Here is a 17,512-nt window from a genome sequence, read left to right as displayed (position 1 = left end):
ATTGCGCCATTTTTGTATTCAAACATAAAAATTGGACTGATGATTTTTAGTCATCAGTCCAATTTATTATAGAGCCAAAAAAGGTCGATACCCTACGTAAGGATATCGACCTTTTTACTTACTAGTTTCAATTAAACTAATTTATTTTTTCTTTTTATTATTCTTAGAAACGACTTGAGTGTTTTTACCTTTTTTATTTGAGTTACTATTATTTTCCTTAAATTTTTCAATCATTGGTGCAACTTCTCTTTGAGCAACTTTTTCATAGTACATATTGGCGAAGTATGTTTGAACAACCAAGAATGCCGCACTGACTGACCAATATAAACCTAAAGCTGAAGCCGAACTTAATGAAATCCAAATAATCATGATTGGTGATACAATCATCATCATATATGTCATTTGACGTTGTTCTTGAGGCATTTGCTTACTTGATACCCAAGCTTGGATAAAGTAAAGCACACCGGCAATGATAGTAATCCAAATATCAGGATGTATTAAATTAAACCATAAGAAGTGAGGATGTTCTGCAATACCGCCACCAATACGGTAACGTAATACAAAGTATAATCCCATGACAACTGGCATTTGAATTAATACAGGTAAACATCCTAATGCACTCTTCATTGGATTAATATCGTATTTCTTATAAACTTCCATCATTTCTTGGTTTGCTGCCATTTTCTCTTCTTGAGTACGTGCACGTTTAACTTTCTCTTGCACACCATCAACTTCTGGTTTGGCAACTTTCATTTTTTCACGCATCAAATGACTATTTTTATAGTTTGATAGCATGAATGGTAACAAGATAATACGTATTACTAAAACTAATACGATAATTGCAATACCGTAGTCATCGTTAAATACTGAATGGCCTAACCAATGTAATACTTTAGACATTGGTTCTACGAATGTATTATAGAAAAATCCATCTCTATTACTAGACTTAGAATAGTCACATCCGGCTAAAAAGACCATTACCCCTAATAACAAAGGTAGTAACGCTTTCTTCTTCATTTTTACACCTCTATTGATATATTCACATAGGGATTATTTTATCATAGTAACCGTGTACTAGAAAACAAAAAAAGAAAAATTTTATTATTTATTTGAAATAACTTTTCATTTTAGTAACAGTCTTGTCAATATTATGACTACGTGCAATCGCTGAAATAACTGAAACACCATCTGCACCATTTTGAGCAATAGGTTCAATATTGTCTTCTGTTATGCCTCCAATTGCTACCATTGGTAACGAAGGATTGATGTTCTTTAATGTAGCAATCATTGATGGACCTACTGGTGCGTTAGCATCATTTTTAGAGATTGTTGCAAACATAGGTCCAACTCCAATATAATCAACATGTTCCAAATCCGAATGATAATATTCTTTCTCATTTCCAATGCTAAGCCCAATGATTTTATCTTTGAAGCGTTCAGCAAAAGACTTCACATTTTCATCATCTTGCCCTACATGAATACCGTCTGCATTTATTTTCTCAGCTAAATCAACGTCGTCATTTACAATAAATGGTACTTGATAGTCATGACATAGTTTTAATAAATCAATTGCTAAATGTTCTTTCTCAACACCATCTAATGATGTTGGCCCCTTTTCACGGAATTGAAAAAGGGTAATTCCAGCTTCTAAAGCTTGTTTTAGTATTTCTCTAATATCTTTTCCTTCTGGAACATCTTGCGTACCGCAAATAAAATAAACGTTTAATGATGATGAATTAAACATATTATTCAACCTCTTGTCTTTTGACTTGTTGTTGGTAAGTATTAAAATCAATGTTATACATTTGATCTAACAGTTTGGGTAAAAATGTACCTGGTCCATTCACTTGTTGATCCTTTTCAGCAATTTCAGCAGCAATATTATAAATGCTCACTGCTTCTTCTAACACTTGTAGTGTTGGATTTTCTTCTCTAAATAAGAAACTCGCTACAATACCACCGAGTAAACATCCAGCACCAGTAATTTTAGCTAATAAAGGTGACCCATTAGATAACTTGACAACTTTGCCACCTTGGACAACAACATCATCTTTACCTGTTAACACGATGGCTGTATTCAATTCCTCATGGGCTCTCTTAGCTATTTCAACAACATCTAAGTCAGTTTTACCATCTGTACCTTTCATCGTTGTAGTCGCATCTACTAACGTTAAAATTTCTGAGGCATTTCCTTTAATTACTGATACTTTCACTTCTGATAAGAATTTTTGGCAAAATGCTTTACGATATGAAGATGCACCAACTGCCACTGGATCAAATACAATCGGTGTTCCTTGTTGATTCGCAATTTTACCAATTTCCAATATGTCTTGTTCATTTGCTTTAGTCATCGTGCCAATATTAATAAGTAATGCACCAGCGACTTTATAAAATTCCTTCGCTTCTTCAGGTGCTTCACTCATTGCTGGGCTCGCGCCGATACTGAGTAAACCATTGGCTGTAAAATTCTTCACGACATCATTTGTATAACATACAACTAGAGGGTTCTCTTGTCTCAAACGTTCTAAGTTATTCATCATCTAAACCTACTTTCTTCATATAAGCAAAATGGTTCACCGGCCCTCTACCTTGACCAATCTCTGGCGTATATTGAATACTTAATGAAATAAATTTCTTAGCTTTTTTTACCGCTTCATAGATTGATTTACCTTTTGCAAGTTCTGCAGTAATTACCGCTGAAAATGTACATCCGGTGCCGTGAGTATGTTTTGTATCAAAGCGTTGATCTTCAAAAGTATATACATCATCCTTAGTAAACAAGAAATCTTTGGCATTGTTTAAATCAGCAGAATGCCCACCTTTTATTACGACGCCTTTACTACCTATCTCGTTAATAAATATGTTACCAGCTTTTCGTATATTTTCTTCAGTGTCTATTTTGATACCAGTAATTTCCTCTGCTTCAGGAATATTAGGCGTGACGACATCTGCTAAAGGTAGTAATGTATTCTGTAAATGTTTCTTAGTATCATCATCCATAAGTGAATCACCACTTTTAGCAAGCATAACTGGATCAATAACGTATGGAATATCTGAATGCTGTTTCAAATAATGTTGGATTAACTCCATTGTTTCATGAGTTGCAATCATGCCTGTCTTAATAGCATGTGGTAATTCATCATTAAAGACACTGTCTAATTGTTCTTGTACCCAACTTATCTCAAGATTATGGATGTGTTGAACGCCTTTCGTGTTTTGCGCAACAATACTTGTAATCGCTGCCATACCGTAGACGCCACAGGCATGAAATGATTTTAAATCGGCCATTACACCAGCGCCACCTGATGGATCAGTTCCTGCAATTGTTAAAGCAATTTTGGGTTTATGCATTTTTGTCGCCTCCGAAGTTCCACTGTTCATTAATATAAGCCATATTAAAGAAATTACGTTCATGTATAGTACTTTGTAAGAAACTTTCTTTAATATCTTTTTTCTCTTGTTCTGTACAATTTGCTGTTAATTCATCTAATAAATTGTCAAATACTTCGATTAATGGTCGCATTTCTGTGCTATAGAAATCAAACCATTTCGATGTTACTGAATCTCTATTTAGATTTTGATCATCTAATGCCATTTTAGCTACTACTTCATATACATAAGGACAAGGTGCCATTGCAGCTATAGTATACGCAGCATTTTCATGTGCATATGCGTGATAATACATATGTTTAATATAATGATCTCCACTAGGTGGCCATACTTTTTCTTTAACAATTTCTTCATAAGGTTCGTTGATATAATCTGCTAGGATTTCATGTGCCTCAACCTCACCATCAAGCATAAATTCAATTTGTTCAACTAAAAATTTAACATCCTTCATTGATGGCGCTTTTGGGATAAGAAGTGCATATAAATTTGTAAATTCTTTCAAATATGATGCATCTGCTCTTAAATATTGACGTACTGCTTGAGCATCTAAATCCCCTTTTAATAGGTCTTGTATAAAACCATCATTATAAATTTCTTCAATAATAGGTTGCGCAGCCTCTTTAATCTCAGTTGAAAATGTCATATTAATCCTCCTTAAAATTAAAAAATGCTACATTTCAACGTAGAAATGTAGCTATCATTCAATAAAGAGAACGTAACATTTACATAACTACTTTCCTACGTTGGTACTAACCAAATCAGGTTATAAGGGTCTGAATTAATCATCTCAGCCATTTACTATGGCTCCCCTAGTAGCATTAATTTATTAATTTAACAATATCAAAATGACTGCGTTTTATCAAACAAAACAAAAAAGAGTGGAACAAAATTCACTGTTCCACTCTTACTTTAAAATAATTAAATTACTATATTATGCAGTTACCCATTGTGAAGCGCCTGCAGTGTTATATAATTTAACTGCTGCAGCATCTTGTACGTCTTCAGGAGCTTGTGCTGGTGAAACACCTTTATATTCATCAGGAGCTACTGAATCCCAAGTAGATTGTAAGAATTGATATTTACCTGCTGCACCTGAACTTGGGTTGATAGCAGTAATGTCGCCACCAGATTCACGTTGTGCAATTTGTTGTAAATGACTGTTAACATTTACAGAAGAACCACTTGAAGCATTGTTATTTGAAGAACTTGAGTTAGAAGTTGTAGCTTCAGTTTGTGGTTGTTGTGTTTGTTCAGTTTGAGGTGCTTGTTGAGTTTGAGTTGGTTGAGCTTGACTAGATTGTTGTTGTGAACCAACTTGTTCAGCTGAAGTTTGATTAGAAACAGTTGAAGCTTGTGCACTTACATCTTGTTGTTGAGAAGCTTGACCTGATTGTGCATAGTTCCAGCTCCAATTAGTACCATCTGATTCAAAATGGTAAGTGAAACCTTCATAATCAAAAGTTACATTGTAAGCACCTTCTTGGATAGGGCTATCATTTAATGATTGATCGTTTGATTGAGCTAATTGAGCTAATTCTGCTTTATTTACTTGAGCTTCGCTCGCATCTGCGTGTCCAGCGTTGCCAGCAACTACTCCTAAACCTACTGCTAATGATGAAGCAATAATTGTCTTTTTCATAATATATATATCCTCCTAAGAATGTTTGTGTCTTAATTAATTTTACAAGTAACACTTTAACATCCATAAAATCATAGTAGGTTACAGTGAAATAAAAAAAGACAGGACTTTTTTACATAGAAATTACATTAGTAAAACCATAATTATTTCAATTGCAAACTATCATGACAGTTTTGAATAGGTAAATAAACATCTTTTCTTTGTAATATTTATGAAATCTTTCAGATAATTAAATGGATAATTTAATAGCCTCCCTTATAAAATTCTTTATATAAGAGAGGCCATGAGTATAATTAAAAGAAGTTTTTATAGTAAAAAGGGATGGAGTTATTAGAACATTAGTTAACATCAATCACTTCAAGGTGATCAAAGGAATAAGCGTCTTCATCATATGAGGTGTTAGGAAGAATATTATCATTTTTAGATTTAGGGGACATAAATTTAATTGTTTCAACATATAATTCAGTCACAAAGTGCGTTTGGCCATCTTTATCGTACTTACGAGATCTCATTTGTCCTGTAATACCAACTAAAGTGCCTTGGTCTGTATATGATTCTATATTTGTTGCTGTTTTACCAAATGCCTTACAAAAAATATAATCACAAGCTATTTCATTATTTTCATCTTTATAATTACGTTCAGTTGCAACACAGAACGTAGCTATTTTCACCTCCTCGTTTTCAAATATTTGTGCCTTTTTGGTCAATCGACCTACTATCACAATTTTATTTAGCATGTGTCACCTCCTTCTATAACTATATTATTCATTTATAATTTAAGCGTCAAAATTCTATTTTTAATATTTTTATTCCTCTTAATACACAAAGTTTGATATATTTAAAGAAAATAATTGTAAAACTCATATTAGATTATTAATAATTTCATTTTTTGCATAATTTAAATTTTTTTGGGGATGTGATGAAGTGAAGACATTTAAAGCTGTACGTTTTCAAATCGTAAACGAAAATGGTGGAATAACTGAATTCGAGTTAGAAGATGGTGTAATCATTAATAAAGAAAATAGTGGCACAGGTTGGCTCTTAGAGGTTGTCATTTCAAATGCACATTATGAGACAATGAAAAAATATTATGATGATCAAACTTTATTGGACATTAGAGTCGTGATAACGCGTCCTTCAAATGATCCCGCTTTATTTGATGCCACAATTAAAAGCATTTCTGAATTCGAAACAACAATGTCAATAGTATTTGACTGCCATATTTATACTTTACGTCAAGTATATGCAGAGAGTTTATTAGAACAGTTGATAGATGAAGGTCTTTCTGGTGAAGAGTTAAAAATAACATTCAATCGAATGATGCAATCAAAACCAAAACTTAAAGAAGAAAAATTTGAGAGAGAATAAAAATGAGGCTGAGACAAAATTAAATGTCTCAGCCTACTTTATCATTTTGTCAGTTGCTGACTGATTTGAAAATGCGCTTGAATCAAGCTTTTTTCAAACCTAGTCATCCTTTCCGGGGTAGGCCAACGAAATAAATTTTGAGAAAATATTATTTCTGTCCTACTCCCATCTATGATTATCTAAGCATTTTGAATTGCGAAAGTTAGTTCACAACTGCAAGCTAATTGTCCATCAACAGTTGCTTTAGCTGTACCTTTTCCAATCGGACCTTTAATTTTAGTAATTTCTACTTCTAACATTAAAGTATCACCAGGAGTTACTTGCTTTTTAAATCTACATTTATCAATACCAGCAAATAAAGCAATTTTACCTTTATTCTCTTCACTGTTTAGCATAGCAACAGCTCCTGTTTGAGCTAAAGCTTCAGTAATTAGTACGCCAGGCATTACAGCATAATCTGGAAAGTGTCCTTGGAAAAATGGCTCATTACCAGATACTTGTTTTAAGCCCACACATCTTTTGCCTTCTTCATATTCAACTACACGGTCAATTAGTAAAAATGGTTGTCTATGTGGAATAATTTGTTTAATTTGATTATAATCGAAAATTGTTTCCATAATGTAAGTCCTCCAGAAGTTTATACGATAATTATCTTATTAATAATTTACTCTTTCAATGTTAGCGCCCAATGATTTTAATTTCTCATGGAAATTAACGTAACCACGGTCTAAATGTTTCAATTCAGTAACCTGAGTTGTACCTTCAGCTACTAAACCAGCTAATATTAATGCTGCAGCTGCACGTAAATCCGTTGCTTTAACTTGAGCACCTTGTAATTGACTCTTACCTTGTATTTTAGCGCTTCTGCCTTCTACAGTAATATTTGCATTCATACGTCTGAATTCGGCAACGTGCATAAATCTATTTTCGAAGACTGTTTCAGTTATCACTTTATGACCTTCAGCTGTTAATAATAACGCCATCATTTGTGATTGCATATCTGTTGGGAATCCAGGATGTGGCAATGTTTTAACGTCAACTGGTTTAAGTTCATCCTCAGCAGTGACTCTTACACCATCTTCTTGGAAATCTAAATTAACACCCATTTCTTCTAGTTTATAAATTAAACTAGTCATGTGTTCCTTCACAGCGTCTCTAACAAATACATCACCACGTGTAATTGCAGCAGCTATGATAAGGGTACCTGCTTCAATTCTATCTGGAATAATTGAATGTTCAACACCTCTTAATTTTTCGACACCATGAATTGTAATAGTATCAGTACCAGCTCCGGTAACTTTACCACCCATTTCATTGATATAGTTTGCTAAATCAACAATTTCAGGTTCTTTAGCAACATTTTCAATTACTGTTTTACCCTTTGCAAGTGAAGCAGCCATAATAATGTTTTGAGTTGCACCTACACTAGGGAAATCCAAATGAATATCTGTACCTTTTAAACCATCTTTTGTACTAGCATAAATATTTCCATTTTCAAGGTGAATTTCAGCACCTAGAGCTTCAAAACCTTTAATATGTTGCTCTATTGGTCGTGCACCAATTGCACAACCACCTGGTAATGCGACAATGGCATGTCCTAATCGAGCTAGTAAAGGACCCATAACCAATATGCTCGCACGCATCTTACTAACATATTCATAAGGTGCCTCTTCTTTTAATGTTGTAGATGCATCAACTAATACAGCACCTTCTTCTTTGTTATACTCCACATTAGCGTTTAATGTTGATAACACATTATTTATTGTTACAACATCACTTAGATCTGGAACGTTAACAAGTTTACTTTGACCTTCTGATGCTAACAGTGATGCAGTTAGTACTGGTAAAACTGCATTTTTAGCTCCTTCAACTTTAACTTCTCCAGTTAGGCGATTGCCACCTTTTATAACTATTTTATCCATAATAATCCTCCACTTTAAACTCCTATTACTATCATCATTTCCCGATTTTCAATCAATTATTTATTTATTATATCCATTTTTAAAAAGAATTTACAATAACCTCATTATTGAAATAAAAATTTCACTTGTGTTGAGAATTGTAATAAATCAATTAAAAAATTACTAACAGCTGTACCCAATAATACCGCTAAAAACATTAGACAAACTTGTACTTGAGTAGCATAGCCTTTTTTAAAAAATTGATCTAATTTAAGAGAGTTTAATGCCCAATAAGCTATACAAATACACAGAACATGTAAAATTAAGTGTACTATTGCAAATTGTCCTATATAATCCATGACATTCTCTCCTTTTAGATTTCTGTACTATATTGTACATTAAATAAGCACAGAATGATACTAATCGTGACTATGATACAACATAAAAAAGGTTTGAAAACTAAAGTTAGTTTCCAAACCTTTTTAATTATTTTAATTCTGCTACGCGTAAGCGGTTTTCAGCTCTTGCCAACGCTCTTTTAGCTCTGTTTATATCACTGTTATCCTGATCTTCTAAATGAGATTGTGCTCTTTGACGAGCTAATTTAGCTCGTTCTACATCAATTTCACTTGCAGTTTCAGCTGTTTGAACAATGACAGATACTTTATGTTGTCTAATTTCAACAAAGCCACCACTAACAGCTATATATTCAGTACCATTTCTAAAATTCACTTTTACATGGCCTGTTTTTAATGCGGCAACTGTCGGAATATGCCCACTCATGACACCCATTTCACCAGCTGTAGTTTGAAAAACAACTAATTCAACGTCATCTTTTTCGTAGACTGAACCATTAGGAGTGACAATATCAAGATTAACTGTACTCATTATCTATACCTCCTAATTGTTTAGACTTCAACACCCATATCTTTTGCTTTGGCAATTACATCTTCCATACTTCCAACTAAACGGAAAGCATCTTCAGGAATATGGTCATATTTACCATCTAAAATGTCTTTAAAATCAGCTACAGTAGTTTTAACAGGAACGTATGAACCTTTTTGACCAGTGAATTGTTCTGCTACATGGAAGTTTTGTGACAAGAAGAATTGAATTCGACGTGCACGTTCTACAGTCAATTTATCTTCTTCTGATAACTCATCCATACCTAAAATAGCAATGATATCTTGTAATTCTCTATATTTTTGAAGTGTTGATTGGACATCTCGTGCCACTTCATAATGCTCTTGACCAACAATTGCTGGTTCTAATGCTCTTGATGTAGATGCTAAAGGATCCACGGCAGGGTAGATACCCATCTCAGTTAATTTACGTTCTAAGTTAGTTGTAGCATCTAAGTGAGCGAATGCAGTTGCTGGCGCTGGGTCAGTATAGTCATCGGCTGGTACGAATACTGCTTGAATTGAGGTTACTGAACCTTTATTCGTTGATGTAATACGTTCTTGTAATTGACCCATTTCTGTAGCTAAAGTAGGTTGATAACCTACAGCTGAAGGCATACGTCCCAATAATGCTGATACTTCTGAACCTGCTTGAGTAAATCTGAAAATGTTATCGATGAATAACAGAACGTCTTGTCCTTGTTCATCACGGAAATACTCAGCCATTGTCAATGCAGAAAGTGCCACACGCATACGTGCACCAGGTGGCTCGTTCATTTGACCAAATACCATTGCTGTTTTCTTAATAACACCACTATCTCTCATTTCATAATATAGGTCGTTACCTTCACGTGTACGTTCACCTACACCAGCAAATACTGAGATACCACCATGTTCTTGTGCGATATTATTAATCAATTCTTGGATTAAAACGGTTTTACCAACACCGGCACCACCAAATAGACCGATTTTACCACCTTTGATGTATGGTGCTAATAAGTCTACAACTTTGATTCCAGTTTCAAGAATTTCTACTTCAGTAGATAATTCGTCAAAGTTAGGTGATTGTCTATGAATTGGATCACGTCTTACTGAACCATCTAATTTATCTTCTAAATCAATTGTGTCACCTAATACGTTAAATACACGTCCTAAAGTTACTTCGCCAACTGGTACTGAAATGTCTTTTCCAGTGTTCTGAACTTCCATACCACGTTGAACACCATCTGTTGAATCCATAGCAATTGTACGAACAACGTCATCACCTAGTTGTAATGCAACTTCAAGCGTTAATTCAAAAGTACCATCTTCTTTGGGAACTTCGATGATTAAGGCGTTATTAATTTCAGGTACTTCATTATGTTCAAAACGAACGTCAATAACAGGACCCATAACCTGAGTTACACGGCCATTACTCATGTTGTTTCCTCCTTTAAATTATTATTCAAGTGCTGCGGAACCACCAACAATTTCAGTGATTTGTTGAGTGATTTCAGCTTGTCTAGCTCTATTATATTGTAATGATAAGTCATCAATAAGTTCAGTTGCATTATCAGAAGCATTTTTCATTGCAGTCATTCTCGCTGCATGTTCACTAGCCTTAGCATCTAAAATCGTTCCATAAATTAAACTTTCAACATATTGAGGAAGAATAACACTTAGGATAGACTCTTTATCAGGCTCAAATTCATAAGAAGACATTTGACCTTGACCTTGGCTAGAATCTTCACGAGATAATGGTAAAACTTGTTTAGTTGTTGGTTTATTCTCAAGAACACTAACATAGTGACTATAATAAATTTTTAATTCGTCAATATGTTCTTCACTGAATAAGTCAATCGCATGTTTAGCAATTGCTTGTATTGATTTAAATGAAGGTTGATCAGGAACATCAACAAGCGAATTCTCAATTTCATAACCTCTATTTTTAAGGAAATCAACACCAGATTGACCCAATACAATAATGCTATATTCGTCACTGCTAGTATGCTTTTCTTTAATGTCATTAATAAGTCGTTTTAGTACATTTGAACTATAAGCACCTGCTAAGCCTTTATCACTTGTAATTACTAAGTAGCCACTACGTTGAACTTGTCTAGGTCTAAGCATAGGATGACTAGAATTTTTACTAGCACCTGCAATTGCAGTAATAGCATCTTGCATTTTCTCCATATAAGGTTCAAATTGTTTAGTGTTTTTTTCAGCTCGACGTAATTTTGAACTTGATACCATGTTCATCGCTTTGGTAATTTGTTTCATTTTTTTCGTCGATTTAATACGACCATCTATCTCTTTTAATGAAGCCATTATCTCACCACCCTTTCAATTTAAAGTTTAATTATTCAGATTTGCTAAAGCTTTTCTTGAATTCATTAATAGTTGCTTCAAATTTATCATCAGATGGTAAGCCACCAGTTTCTCTAATTTCATTTAATAAGTCTGAACCATTTGATTTAGTCCAACTATTCAATTCATCTTCAAAACGTGTGATGTCTTCTACAGGAATATCATCTAGGTAACCTTTTGTTAATGCATAGATAATTAAAACTTGATTTTCAACAGGAAGTGGTTTGTTTTGATCTTGTTTCAAGACTTCAACCGTACGTTTACCTCTTTCAAGTTTTCTAGCTGTAAATTCATCTAAATCAGAACCGAATTGTGCAAATGATTCTAATTCTCTATACGAAGCTAAGTCTAAACGTAGCGTACCTGCTACTTTCTTCATTGCTTTAATTTGAGCAGATCCACCTACACGTGAAACTGATTGTCCTGCGTTAATCGCTGGTCTTACACCTGAGAAGAATAAATCAGATTGTAAGAAAATTTGTCCATCTGTAATTGAAATTACGTTAGTTGGTACGTACGCAGAAATATCCCCTGCTTGTGTTTCAATGATTGGTAACGCAGTAATTGAACCGCCACCTAAATCATCATTTAGTTTAGCTGCTCTTTCTAATAATCTACTATGTAGGTAGAATACGTCACCTGGATACGCTTCACGACCTGGTGGTCTACGTAATAATAATGATAACTCACGGTAAGCAGCAGCTTGTTTAGTTAAATCATCGTAAACGATTAATACATGTTTACCATTGAACATAAACTCTTCACCCATAGTTACACCTGAGTAAGGTGCAATGTAAAGTAATGGTGAAGGTTCAGATGCTGAAGCTGAAACAACAATTGTGTAATCTAATGCACCAGCTTGACGCAATTTTTCTACATTTGCACGTACAGTTGAATCTTTTTGACCAATTGCTACGTAAATACAAATTGTATCTAAACCTTTTTGGTTTAAGATTGTATCAATACCGATTGTTGTTTTACCTGTTTGTCTATCTCCAATAATTAACTCACGTTGACCACGTCCAATTGGAACTAGTGCGTCAATCGCTTTAATACCAGTTTGAAGTGGTTCGTCAACAGATTTACGAGCCATTACACCTGTAGCTTTTTGTTCAACAGGACGTGTTTTAGTTGTATTAATAGGACCTTGTCCATCAATAGGTTGACCTAGTGGGTTAACAACACGACCAATAAGTTCTTCCCCAACTGGAACTTCCATAATACGTCCAGTACGTCTAACTTCGTCGCCTTCAGTAATTTCAGTATATGGTCCTAAAATAACTACACCCACATTTGATTCTTCAAGGTTTTGAGCTAAACCAAGAACACCATTTGAGAACTCTACTAGCTCACCAGCCATACAGTCATTTAATCCGTGAATTAATGCGATACCGTCACCAATTTGGAGTACCGTACCAACATCAGTTACAGACATTTCAGACTCATAATTTTCAATTTGTGAGCGAAGTAATGCACTGATTTCTTCAGCTTTTATGGCCATCTATGTCACTCCTCTTTATTTTAGTTTACTCTTCTAAATTTGCGTTCGATTTGTTCTAAATCTTTTTTAACACTGCCATCTAGCACAGTAGTACCAACTTTAACTCTAAATCCTCCAATTAATTCTGGATTTATTTTCGTAGTAATATGTACTTGTGATAAATTAGTTTGTTTTAAAATTAAGTCTTTAATGCGATCAAGTTCTTCATCACTTAATTGATAAACTGATTCAACAATTGCTGAATCTTCATTATGATATTCATTATATAAACTTTTAAATTCTTTAAAAATTGAATTGATAAGTACTAAATGACGATTATTAGCTAATATCATTAGCATATTTTTTAAGTAATAATTAGCATCTCCAAAAACGATACCAACAAATTTGCGTCTTTCAGAAGCTGGTTGGTTTGGATTTGAGTCAATTGCTCTTAAATCTTCACCATAGTTTTTTGTAGCTTCACTAACTTCACTCAATTCATCATACATTAAATCTAATCTGTCTTTATCAATAGCGACGTCAAATAATGCTTTAGCGTATTTATTTGCTACATTTGCCATTATTTATCGCCTGCCTCTTTTAAATACTTATCAACAAGTTCTTTTTGATCTTGTTCTGAAATTTCTTTTTGAAGTACTTTAGAAGCAATCAATACTGATAATTCAGACACTTGATTGTTAATATCCGCTAATGCACGTTCTTTCTCGCTATTGATTTCACTTTGAGCAGTTTCAATCATACCGTTTGCACGAATATTTGCTTCATGAATGATTTCTTCATGTTGTTTACGTGCTTGAACTCTAGCATCTTCTAAAATACGTTGAACTTCATCTTGAGTTTGTTTTAGTGTCTTTTTATTTTCTTCTTCAAGTTTTTGTGCATTTAATTTTGCTTCTTCGGCTTCATCAATGTCTCTGTTGATGTCACGTTCACGTTTATCCATTACTTCTTTTAATGGACCCCAAGCAAATTTCTTAAGTAGTGCTAGTAATATAGCAAATGTGATAACTGTTACAATGACAGTACCCCATTCAACACCACCACCTGCTGCACCTAGAACGAATGAATTAGTTAATGCATTCACTGGCATTTGACACTCCTTTCATAATTAATCACCACTTGCCATTAAATAAAACGAACGGCGAAGATCCAAGTGACTTCGCCATGAAATTTTCTTATTGGAAAAGAGTCATGAATGCGATTACAACACCGATGATAGGTAATGCCTCAACTAAACCAATACCGATGAACATGATACTCATTAATTGTCCACGTGCTTCTGGTTGACGAGCTACACCTTCTACTGTTCTTGAAACGATAAGACCATTACCGATACCTGCGCCTAGTGCTGATAAACCAATTGCAATTGCTGCTGCGATTAAACCCATATTAATAATTCCTCCTAAAATGTTTGTTTAAGTTAATGTGTGTCCGCTACTTTGTGGGACATGTAAACCATTGAAAGCATGATAAATATATATGCCTGGATTGAGCCAACAAAGATTGAGAATCCTTGCCATACGATTAAACCTGGAATACCTATAATCCAACCCCAAGCACTACTTACAACTAAACCGGCTAATAATGAAAGTAATAATTCACCGGCAAAAATATTACCATATAAACGTAGTCCAAGTGTTAGTGTTGAAGAGAATTCTTCAAAAACATTGATAATTGCTAAAGGCCAGAATGGTTTGAAGTAATTACCTATGTATGCCTTAGTACCACGCATTTTCACACCATAATAGTGTGTAAGTAATATCATCATAGTTGACAATGTCAATGTGACTGTTGCATCTGCTGTTGGAGATTTCCACCATAGATAATGATCTTTAGTCACTATAGCAAATGGTAACCCTAACATGTTTGCAACAAAGATAAATAATATCAATGTTACAGCTAAGAAGTGAAACTGACCACCTTTTTTCCAAGCCATATTACTCTCAATGATGCTTCTCACAAAGTCAAAGATCCATTCGATAAAATTCTGTTTACCTGATGGTCTTTTCTTTAAATTACGTGTACAAATAATAGCTATAAGAAAAACAATGATTGCTGTAATAACTAACATCATGATGCTTGCTAAATTGAAAACGAGATCAAAACCAAACACATTCCAACTCACGAGCGGGTTTTTGTGATGCATGTACTCACCTCTTTCGTTCTTAAAATTTTAACTCTTTAGCAGTAGAGAGCGTAGTATGATTAAAACATAAGAAAACATAAGTCCTATCATTACTCCAATAATATTGACATAATCTTTTAATAAAAACCATATTACGCACGCAATGATAGCGACTAAGTACCTCCAAGTATTGCCCGTAGAAATATGTATGTTATCTGGTTGCTTTGCCCGAGATAAATATAATTCGAAAATATAAGTATTTATTAAAGATCCAACTGTGCCGATTATCAATCCAAGAATAAAAGGTTTTGGAATAATGATAGACAAAACACCCAATAAAATTAGAAAATAAATATAATATTGAATGAATTGTTTAAATATGATGCTGAAACGCCTCATTTTTTTCCTCCAAATTAACTTATGACAACCATGTAAACCGTTCCACTCATACAAATTTAATAATAATATAGGGTAAATACTGTGTCAATTCTATTCAAATTGTTGTAAAAATTAACTCTTTAATTGTCACAAAATGTTCACAATTATGATTATTTTATGAATTGAAAGACTTTGGCATTTTTGAAGTTAAGCCGAAATAATATTTTATACTCTCACATATTCTCAAAGATGCATTGCCATCACCATAAGGATTTTGAGTTAGCGCCATTTGATCATAAATCATTTGATTTTCTAAGATTTCTGTTGTTGATTTAAAAACATTATCAAAATCAGTACCTACAACCTTTAAAGTACCTGCTGTTACACCTTCTGGTCTTTCAGTTACATCTCTTAGAACAAGAACAGGTTTATTTAGTGAAGGGGCTTCTTCTTGAATCCCTCCTGAATCAGTCAAAATTAAATATGCTTTATTTGCAAAGTTATGAAAATCTACAACATCGAGTGGTTCAATTAATTCTATACGTTCATGTTCTCCTAAATACTCGTAAGCTAGTTCTCTTACTTTAGGATTTAAATGCAATGGAGACACAATAACGATATCTTCATATTCATCCACAATTTTGCGCATCGCTTTGTAAATATTAATCATTGGCTGTCCGACATTTTCTCGTCTATGGACAGTTAATAATATAATACGTTTACCTTGATGTTTTCTTATAATATCTGAAGTATATTCTTTTTGTATTGTTAGTTCGAGTGTGTCGATAGCAGTATTTCCAGTAATAATTATTGAATCAGGACTCTTGTTTTCTTGAAGTAGATTATTAGCCGCCCCTTTAGTAGGTGCAAAATGTAAATCGGCTAAATTGCTAACCATTTGCCTATTCACTTCTTCTGGAAATGGCGCATATTTATGTCGCGTTCTTAAACCTGCTTCAACATGACCAATAGCAACTTTATTATAAAAAGCAGCAAGAGCACCAGAAAATGTTGTAGTTGTGTCGCCATGAACTAATACCATATCTGGTCTCTCTTTTTTTATAACATCTTCAAGTTTCGTCATAGCTCTTGAGGTAATGTCGGAAAGTGTTTGACCTTCCTTCATAATATTTAAATCATAATGTGGCTTAATGTTAAAAGTATGTAATACTGAATCTAACATCTCACGATGCTGAGCAGTTACAACAATCATTGGTTCTAACTCAGCATCATATTCGAGTGCCTTTACTAAAGGTGCCATCTTAATTGCTTCTGGTCTAGTACCAAAGACTGTCATAATTTTTTTCATACTTTAAGCTCCTAAATACTATTTTGTACCAAATAATCTGTCCCCAGCATCACCTAAACCAGGCGTAATGTATGCTTGGTCATTTAATTTTTCATCTAATGCTGCAATATAAATATCTACATCATCATGCGCCTCTTGCATCTTTTCTACACCTTCTGGTGCTGCAATTAAACACATAAATCTAATATTTTTTGCACCGCGTTTCTTTAATGAATTGATGGCTTCAATTGCTGATGCTCCAGTTGCTAGCATTGGATCTACAACAATGATTTGTCTCTCATCAATATCTTGTGGAAGTTTAGCAAAGTATTCTACTGCTTTTAATGTGTTAGGATCACGATATAGACCAATATGACCTACTCTAGCTGCTGGTACTAGACTTAACACACCATCTGTCATACCTAAACCAGCTCTAAGAATTGGAACGATAGCTAATTTTTTACCAGCTAATCTTTTTGCAGTCATTGTTGTTACTGGCGTTTTAATTTCTACATCTTGTAGTTCTAAATCTCTAGTAACTTCATACGCCATTAACATGCCTACTTCATCAACAAGTTCTCTAAATTCTTTAGTTCCCGTATTCATATCACGGATGTAACTTAATTTGTGTTGAATTAGTGGGTGATCAAATACATGTACTTTACTCATTTATA

General features: G+C 33.9%; 22 protein-coding genes and 1 riboswitch. Of the genes, 1 reads left to right on the top strand and 21 read right to left on the bottom strand.

Annotated features, from left to right (window positions below):
* Window positions 1-141 precede the first annotated feature (141 nt).
* The 7 genes from yidC to AC1RRU_RS08970 all read right to left on the bottom strand — a co-directional run bounded on the left by yidC (window position 142) and on the right by AC1RRU_RS08970 (window position 5,766).
* Complete coding sequence (gene yidC, locus AC1RRU_RS09000) at window positions 142-1,017, bottom strand: membrane protein insertase YidC (protein ID WP_011275255.1); 876 nt, start codon at window positions 1,015-1,017, stop codon at window positions 142-144.
* Window positions 1,018-1,105: 88 nt separating this feature from the next.
* Window positions 1,106-1,744, bottom strand: coding sequence for a thiamine phosphate synthase (thiE, locus tag AC1RRU_RS08995; protein ID WP_011275254.1), 639 nt, complete (start codon window positions 1,742-1,744; stop codon window positions 1,106-1,108).
* Between the two features lies 1 nt (window position 1,745).
* Window positions 1,746-2,537, bottom strand: a complete 792-nt coding sequence (gene thiM, locus AC1RRU_RS08990) for a hydroxyethylthiazole kinase (protein WP_011275253.1) — start codon at window positions 2,535-2,537, stop codon at window positions 1,746-1,748.
* Complete coding sequence (gene thiD / locus AC1RRU_RS08985; RefSeq protein WP_016931211.1) at window positions 2,530-3,351, bottom strand: bifunctional hydroxymethylpyrimidine kinase/phosphomethylpyrimidine kinase; 822 nt, start codon at window positions 3,349-3,351, stop codon at window positions 2,530-2,532. Before thiD ends, thiM begins: the two co-directional genes overlap by 8 nt.
* The gene (gene tenA, locus AC1RRU_RS08980; protein ID WP_011275251.1) at window positions 3,344-4,033 is read right to left on the bottom strand and encodes a thiaminase II; all 690 of its coding nucleotides are present in this window, start codon (window positions 4,031-4,033) and stop codon (window positions 3,344-3,346) included. The genes thiD and tenA overlap by 8 nt, the downstream gene beginning before the upstream one ends.
* A 75-nt stretch (window positions 4,034-4,108) precedes the next feature.
* A riboswitch (TPP riboswitch) is annotated at window positions 4,109-4,211 on the bottom strand.
* A 110-nt stretch (window positions 4,212-4,321) separates the two neighbouring features.
* Window positions 4,322-5,029 carry a transglycosylase family protein gene (locus AC1RRU_RS08975; RefSeq protein WP_011275250.1) on the bottom strand — a complete coding sequence of 236 codons (708 nt, stop codon included), beginning with the start codon at window positions 5,027-5,029 and terminating at the stop codon, window positions 4,322-4,324.
* Window positions 5,030-5,367: 338 nt separating this feature from the next.
* Window positions 5,368-5,766 (bottom strand): single-stranded DNA-binding protein, encoded by a 399-nt coding sequence (locus AC1RRU_RS08970; RefSeq protein WP_011275249.1) that lies wholly within the window; start codon window positions 5,764-5,766, stop codon window positions 5,368-5,370.
* Window positions 5,767-5,953: 187 nt separating this feature from the next.
* On the opposite strand from AC1RRU_RS08970, the gene AC1RRU_RS08965 reads away from it, so the two are divergent.
* On the top strand, window positions 5,954-6,397 hold the full coding sequence (locus AC1RRU_RS08965; protein WP_011275248.1) for a YwpF-like family protein: 444 nt from the start codon (window positions 5,954-5,956) through the stop codon (window positions 6,395-6,397).
* Between the two features lie 179 nt (window positions 6,398-6,576).
* Here AC1RRU_RS08965 and fabZ read toward each other — a convergent pair whose 3' ends face one another.
* The 14 genes from fabZ to upp form a co-directional block, all read right to left on the bottom strand.
* Window positions 6,577-7,014 (bottom strand): 3-hydroxyacyl-ACP dehydratase FabZ, encoded by a 438-nt coding sequence (gene fabZ, locus AC1RRU_RS08960; RefSeq protein ID WP_011275247.1) that lies wholly within the window; start codon window positions 7,012-7,014, stop codon window positions 6,577-6,579.
* A gap of 39 nt (window positions 7,015-7,053) precedes the next feature.
* The gene (gene murA / locus AC1RRU_RS08955; protein WP_033079610.1) at window positions 7,054-8,319 is read right to left on the bottom strand and encodes a UDP-N-acetylglucosamine 1-carboxyvinyltransferase; all 1,266 of its coding nucleotides are present in this window, start codon (window positions 8,317-8,319) and stop codon (window positions 7,054-7,056) included.
* Between the two features lie 104 nt (window positions 8,320-8,423).
* Window positions 8,424-8,657 (bottom strand): DUF1146 family protein, encoded by a 234-nt coding sequence (locus AC1RRU_RS08950; protein WP_011275245.1) that lies wholly within the window; start codon window positions 8,655-8,657, stop codon window positions 8,424-8,426.
* Between the two features lie 127 nt (window positions 8,658-8,784).
* Entirely contained in the window at window positions 8,785-9,186 is a 402-nt protein-coding gene (locus AC1RRU_RS08945) for a F0F1 ATP synthase subunit epsilon (protein ID WP_011275244.1), read from the bottom strand.
* A 20-nt stretch (window positions 9,187-9,206) separates the two neighbouring features.
* A complete protein-coding gene (gene atpD / locus AC1RRU_RS08940; RefSeq protein WP_011275243.1) occupies window positions 9,207-10,619 on the bottom strand; it encodes a F0F1 ATP synthase subunit beta in 1,413 nt (470 codons plus the stop codon).
* Between the two features lie 21 nt (window positions 10,620-10,640).
* Window positions 10,641-11,507, bottom strand: coding sequence for an ATP synthase F1 subunit gamma (gene atpG / locus AC1RRU_RS08935; RefSeq protein WP_011275242.1), 867 nt, complete (start codon window positions 11,505-11,507; stop codon window positions 10,641-10,643).
* Window positions 11,508-11,538: 31 nt separating this feature from the next.
* Window positions 11,539-13,047, bottom strand: a complete 1,509-nt coding sequence (atpA, locus tag AC1RRU_RS08930; protein WP_011275241.1) for a F0F1 ATP synthase subunit alpha — start codon at window positions 13,045-13,047, stop codon at window positions 11,539-11,541.
* A gap of 20 nt (window positions 13,048-13,067) precedes the next feature.
* On the bottom strand, window positions 13,068-13,607 hold the full coding sequence (locus AC1RRU_RS08925) for a F0F1 ATP synthase subunit delta (protein ID WP_011275240.1): 540 nt from the start codon (window positions 13,605-13,607) through the stop codon (window positions 13,068-13,070).
* The gene (locus AC1RRU_RS08920; protein ID WP_016931216.1) at window positions 13,607-14,137 is read right to left on the bottom strand and encodes a F0F1 ATP synthase subunit B; all 531 of its coding nucleotides are present in this window, start codon (window positions 14,135-14,137) and stop codon (window positions 13,607-13,609) included. Before AC1RRU_RS08920 ends, AC1RRU_RS08925 begins: the two co-directional genes overlap by 1 nt.
* A gap of 85 nt (window positions 14,138-14,222) precedes the next feature.
* Entirely contained in the window at window positions 14,223-14,435 is a 213-nt protein-coding gene (gene atpE / locus AC1RRU_RS08915; protein WP_011275238.1) for a F0F1 ATP synthase subunit C, read from the bottom strand.
* 32 nt (window positions 14,436-14,467) lie between these two features.
* A complete protein-coding gene (gene atpB / locus AC1RRU_RS08910; protein ID WP_493196570.1) occupies window positions 14,468-15,193 on the bottom strand; it encodes a F0F1 ATP synthase subunit A in 726 nt (241 codons plus the stop codon).
* Between the two features lie 27 nt (window positions 15,194-15,220).
* Complete coding sequence (locus AC1RRU_RS08905; protein ID WP_011275236.1) at window positions 15,221-15,571, bottom strand: ATP synthase subunit I; 351 nt, start codon at window positions 15,569-15,571, stop codon at window positions 15,221-15,223.
* Window positions 15,572-15,725: 154 nt separating this feature from the next.
* Complete coding sequence (wecB, locus tag AC1RRU_RS08900; protein WP_016931217.1) at window positions 15,726-16,859, bottom strand: non-hydrolyzing UDP-N-acetylglucosamine 2-epimerase; 1,134 nt, start codon at window positions 16,857-16,859, stop codon at window positions 15,726-15,728.
* Window positions 16,860-16,877: 18 nt separating this feature from the next.
* A complete protein-coding gene (gene upp, locus AC1RRU_RS08895) occupies window positions 16,878-17,507 on the bottom strand; it encodes a uracil phosphoribosyltransferase (RefSeq protein ID WP_049394524.1) in 630 nt (209 codons plus the stop codon).
* Between the last annotated feature and the right edge of the window lie 5 nt (window positions 17,508-17,512).

It is taken from the genome of Staphylococcus sp. GW821-FHT11H10 (assembly GCF_058807855.1).
Note: the sequence above shows the minus strand (reverse complement) of the source record. Positions and strands in the feature narration are given on the sequence as shown.

What these genes read in the sequence shown, in the direction of transcription:
- yidC (WP_011275255.1), bottom strand. Translation starts at nt 1,017, where the DNA reads ATGAAGAAGAAAGCGTTACTACCTTTGTTATTAGGGGTAATGGTCTTT.
- thiE (WP_011275254.1), bottom strand. Translation starts at nt 1,744, where the DNA reads ATGTTTAATTCATCATCATTAAACGTTTATTTTATTTGCGGTACGCAA.
- thiM (WP_011275253.1), bottom strand. Translation starts at nt 2,537, where the DNA reads ATGAATAACTTAGAACGTTTGAGACAAGAGAACCCTCTAGTTGTATGT.
- thiD (WP_016931211.1), bottom strand. Translation starts at nt 3,351, where the DNA reads ATGCATAAACCCAAAATTGCTTTAACAATTGCAGGAACTGATCCATCA.
- tenA (WP_011275251.1), bottom strand. Translation starts at nt 4,033, where the DNA reads ATGACATTTTCAACTGAGATTAAAGAGGCTGCGCAACCTATTATTGAA.
- AC1RRU_RS08975 (WP_011275250.1), bottom strand. Translation starts at nt 5,029, where the DNA reads ATGAAAAAGACAATTATTGCTTCATCATTAGCAGTAGGTTTAGGAGTA.
- AC1RRU_RS08970 (WP_011275249.1), bottom strand. Translation starts at nt 5,766, where the DNA reads ATGCTAAATAAAATTGTGATAGTAGGTCGATTGACCAAAAAGGCACAA.
- fabZ (WP_011275247.1), bottom strand. Translation starts at nt 7,014, where the DNA reads ATGGAAACAATTTTCGATTATAATCAAATTAAACAAATTATTCCACAT.
- murA (WP_033079610.1), bottom strand. Translation starts at nt 8,319, where the DNA reads ATGGATAAAATAGTTATAAAAGGTGGCAATCGCCTAACTGGAGAAGTT.
- AC1RRU_RS08950 (WP_011275245.1), bottom strand. Translation starts at nt 8,657, where the DNA reads ATGGATTATATAGGACAATTTGCAATAGTACACTTAATTTTACATGTT.
- AC1RRU_RS08945 (WP_011275244.1), bottom strand. Translation starts at nt 9,186, where the DNA reads ATGAGTACAGTTAATCTTGATATTGTCACTCCTAATGGTTCAGTCTAC.
- atpD (WP_011275243.1), bottom strand. Translation starts at nt 10,619, where the DNA reads ATGAGTAATGGCCGTGTAACTCAGGTTATGGGTCCTGTTATTGACGTT.
- atpG (WP_011275242.1), bottom strand. Translation starts at nt 11,507, where the DNA reads ATGGCTTCATTAAAAGAGATAGATGGTCGTATTAAATCGACGAAAAAA.
- atpA (WP_011275241.1), bottom strand. Translation starts at nt 13,047, where the DNA reads ATGGCCATAAAAGCTGAAGAAATCAGTGCATTACTTCGCTCACAAATT.
- AC1RRU_RS08925 (WP_011275240.1), bottom strand. Translation starts at nt 13,607, where the DNA reads ATGGCAAATGTAGCAAATAAATACGCTAAAGCATTATTTGACGTCGCT.
- AC1RRU_RS08920 (WP_016931216.1), bottom strand. Translation starts at nt 14,137, where the DNA reads ATGCCAGTGAATGCATTAACTAATTCATTCGTTCTAGGTGCAGCAGGT.
- atpE (WP_011275238.1), bottom strand. Translation starts at nt 14,435, where the DNA reads ATGGGTTTAATCGCAGCAGCAATTGCAATTGGTTTATCAGCACTAGGC.
- atpB (WP_493196570.1), bottom strand. Translation starts at nt 15,193, where the DNA reads ATGCATCACAAAAACCCGCTCGTGAGTTGGAATGTGTTTGGTTTTGAT.
- AC1RRU_RS08905 (WP_011275236.1), bottom strand. Translation starts at nt 15,571, where the DNA reads ATGAGGCGTTTCAGCATCATATTTAAACAATTCATTCAATATTATATT.
- wecB (WP_016931217.1), bottom strand. Translation starts at nt 16,859, where the DNA reads ATGAAAAAAATTATGACAGTCTTTGGTACTAGACCAGAAGCAATTAAG.
- upp (WP_049394524.1), bottom strand. Translation starts at nt 17,507, where the DNA reads ATGAGTAAAGTACATGTATTTGATCACCCACTAATTCAACACAAATTA.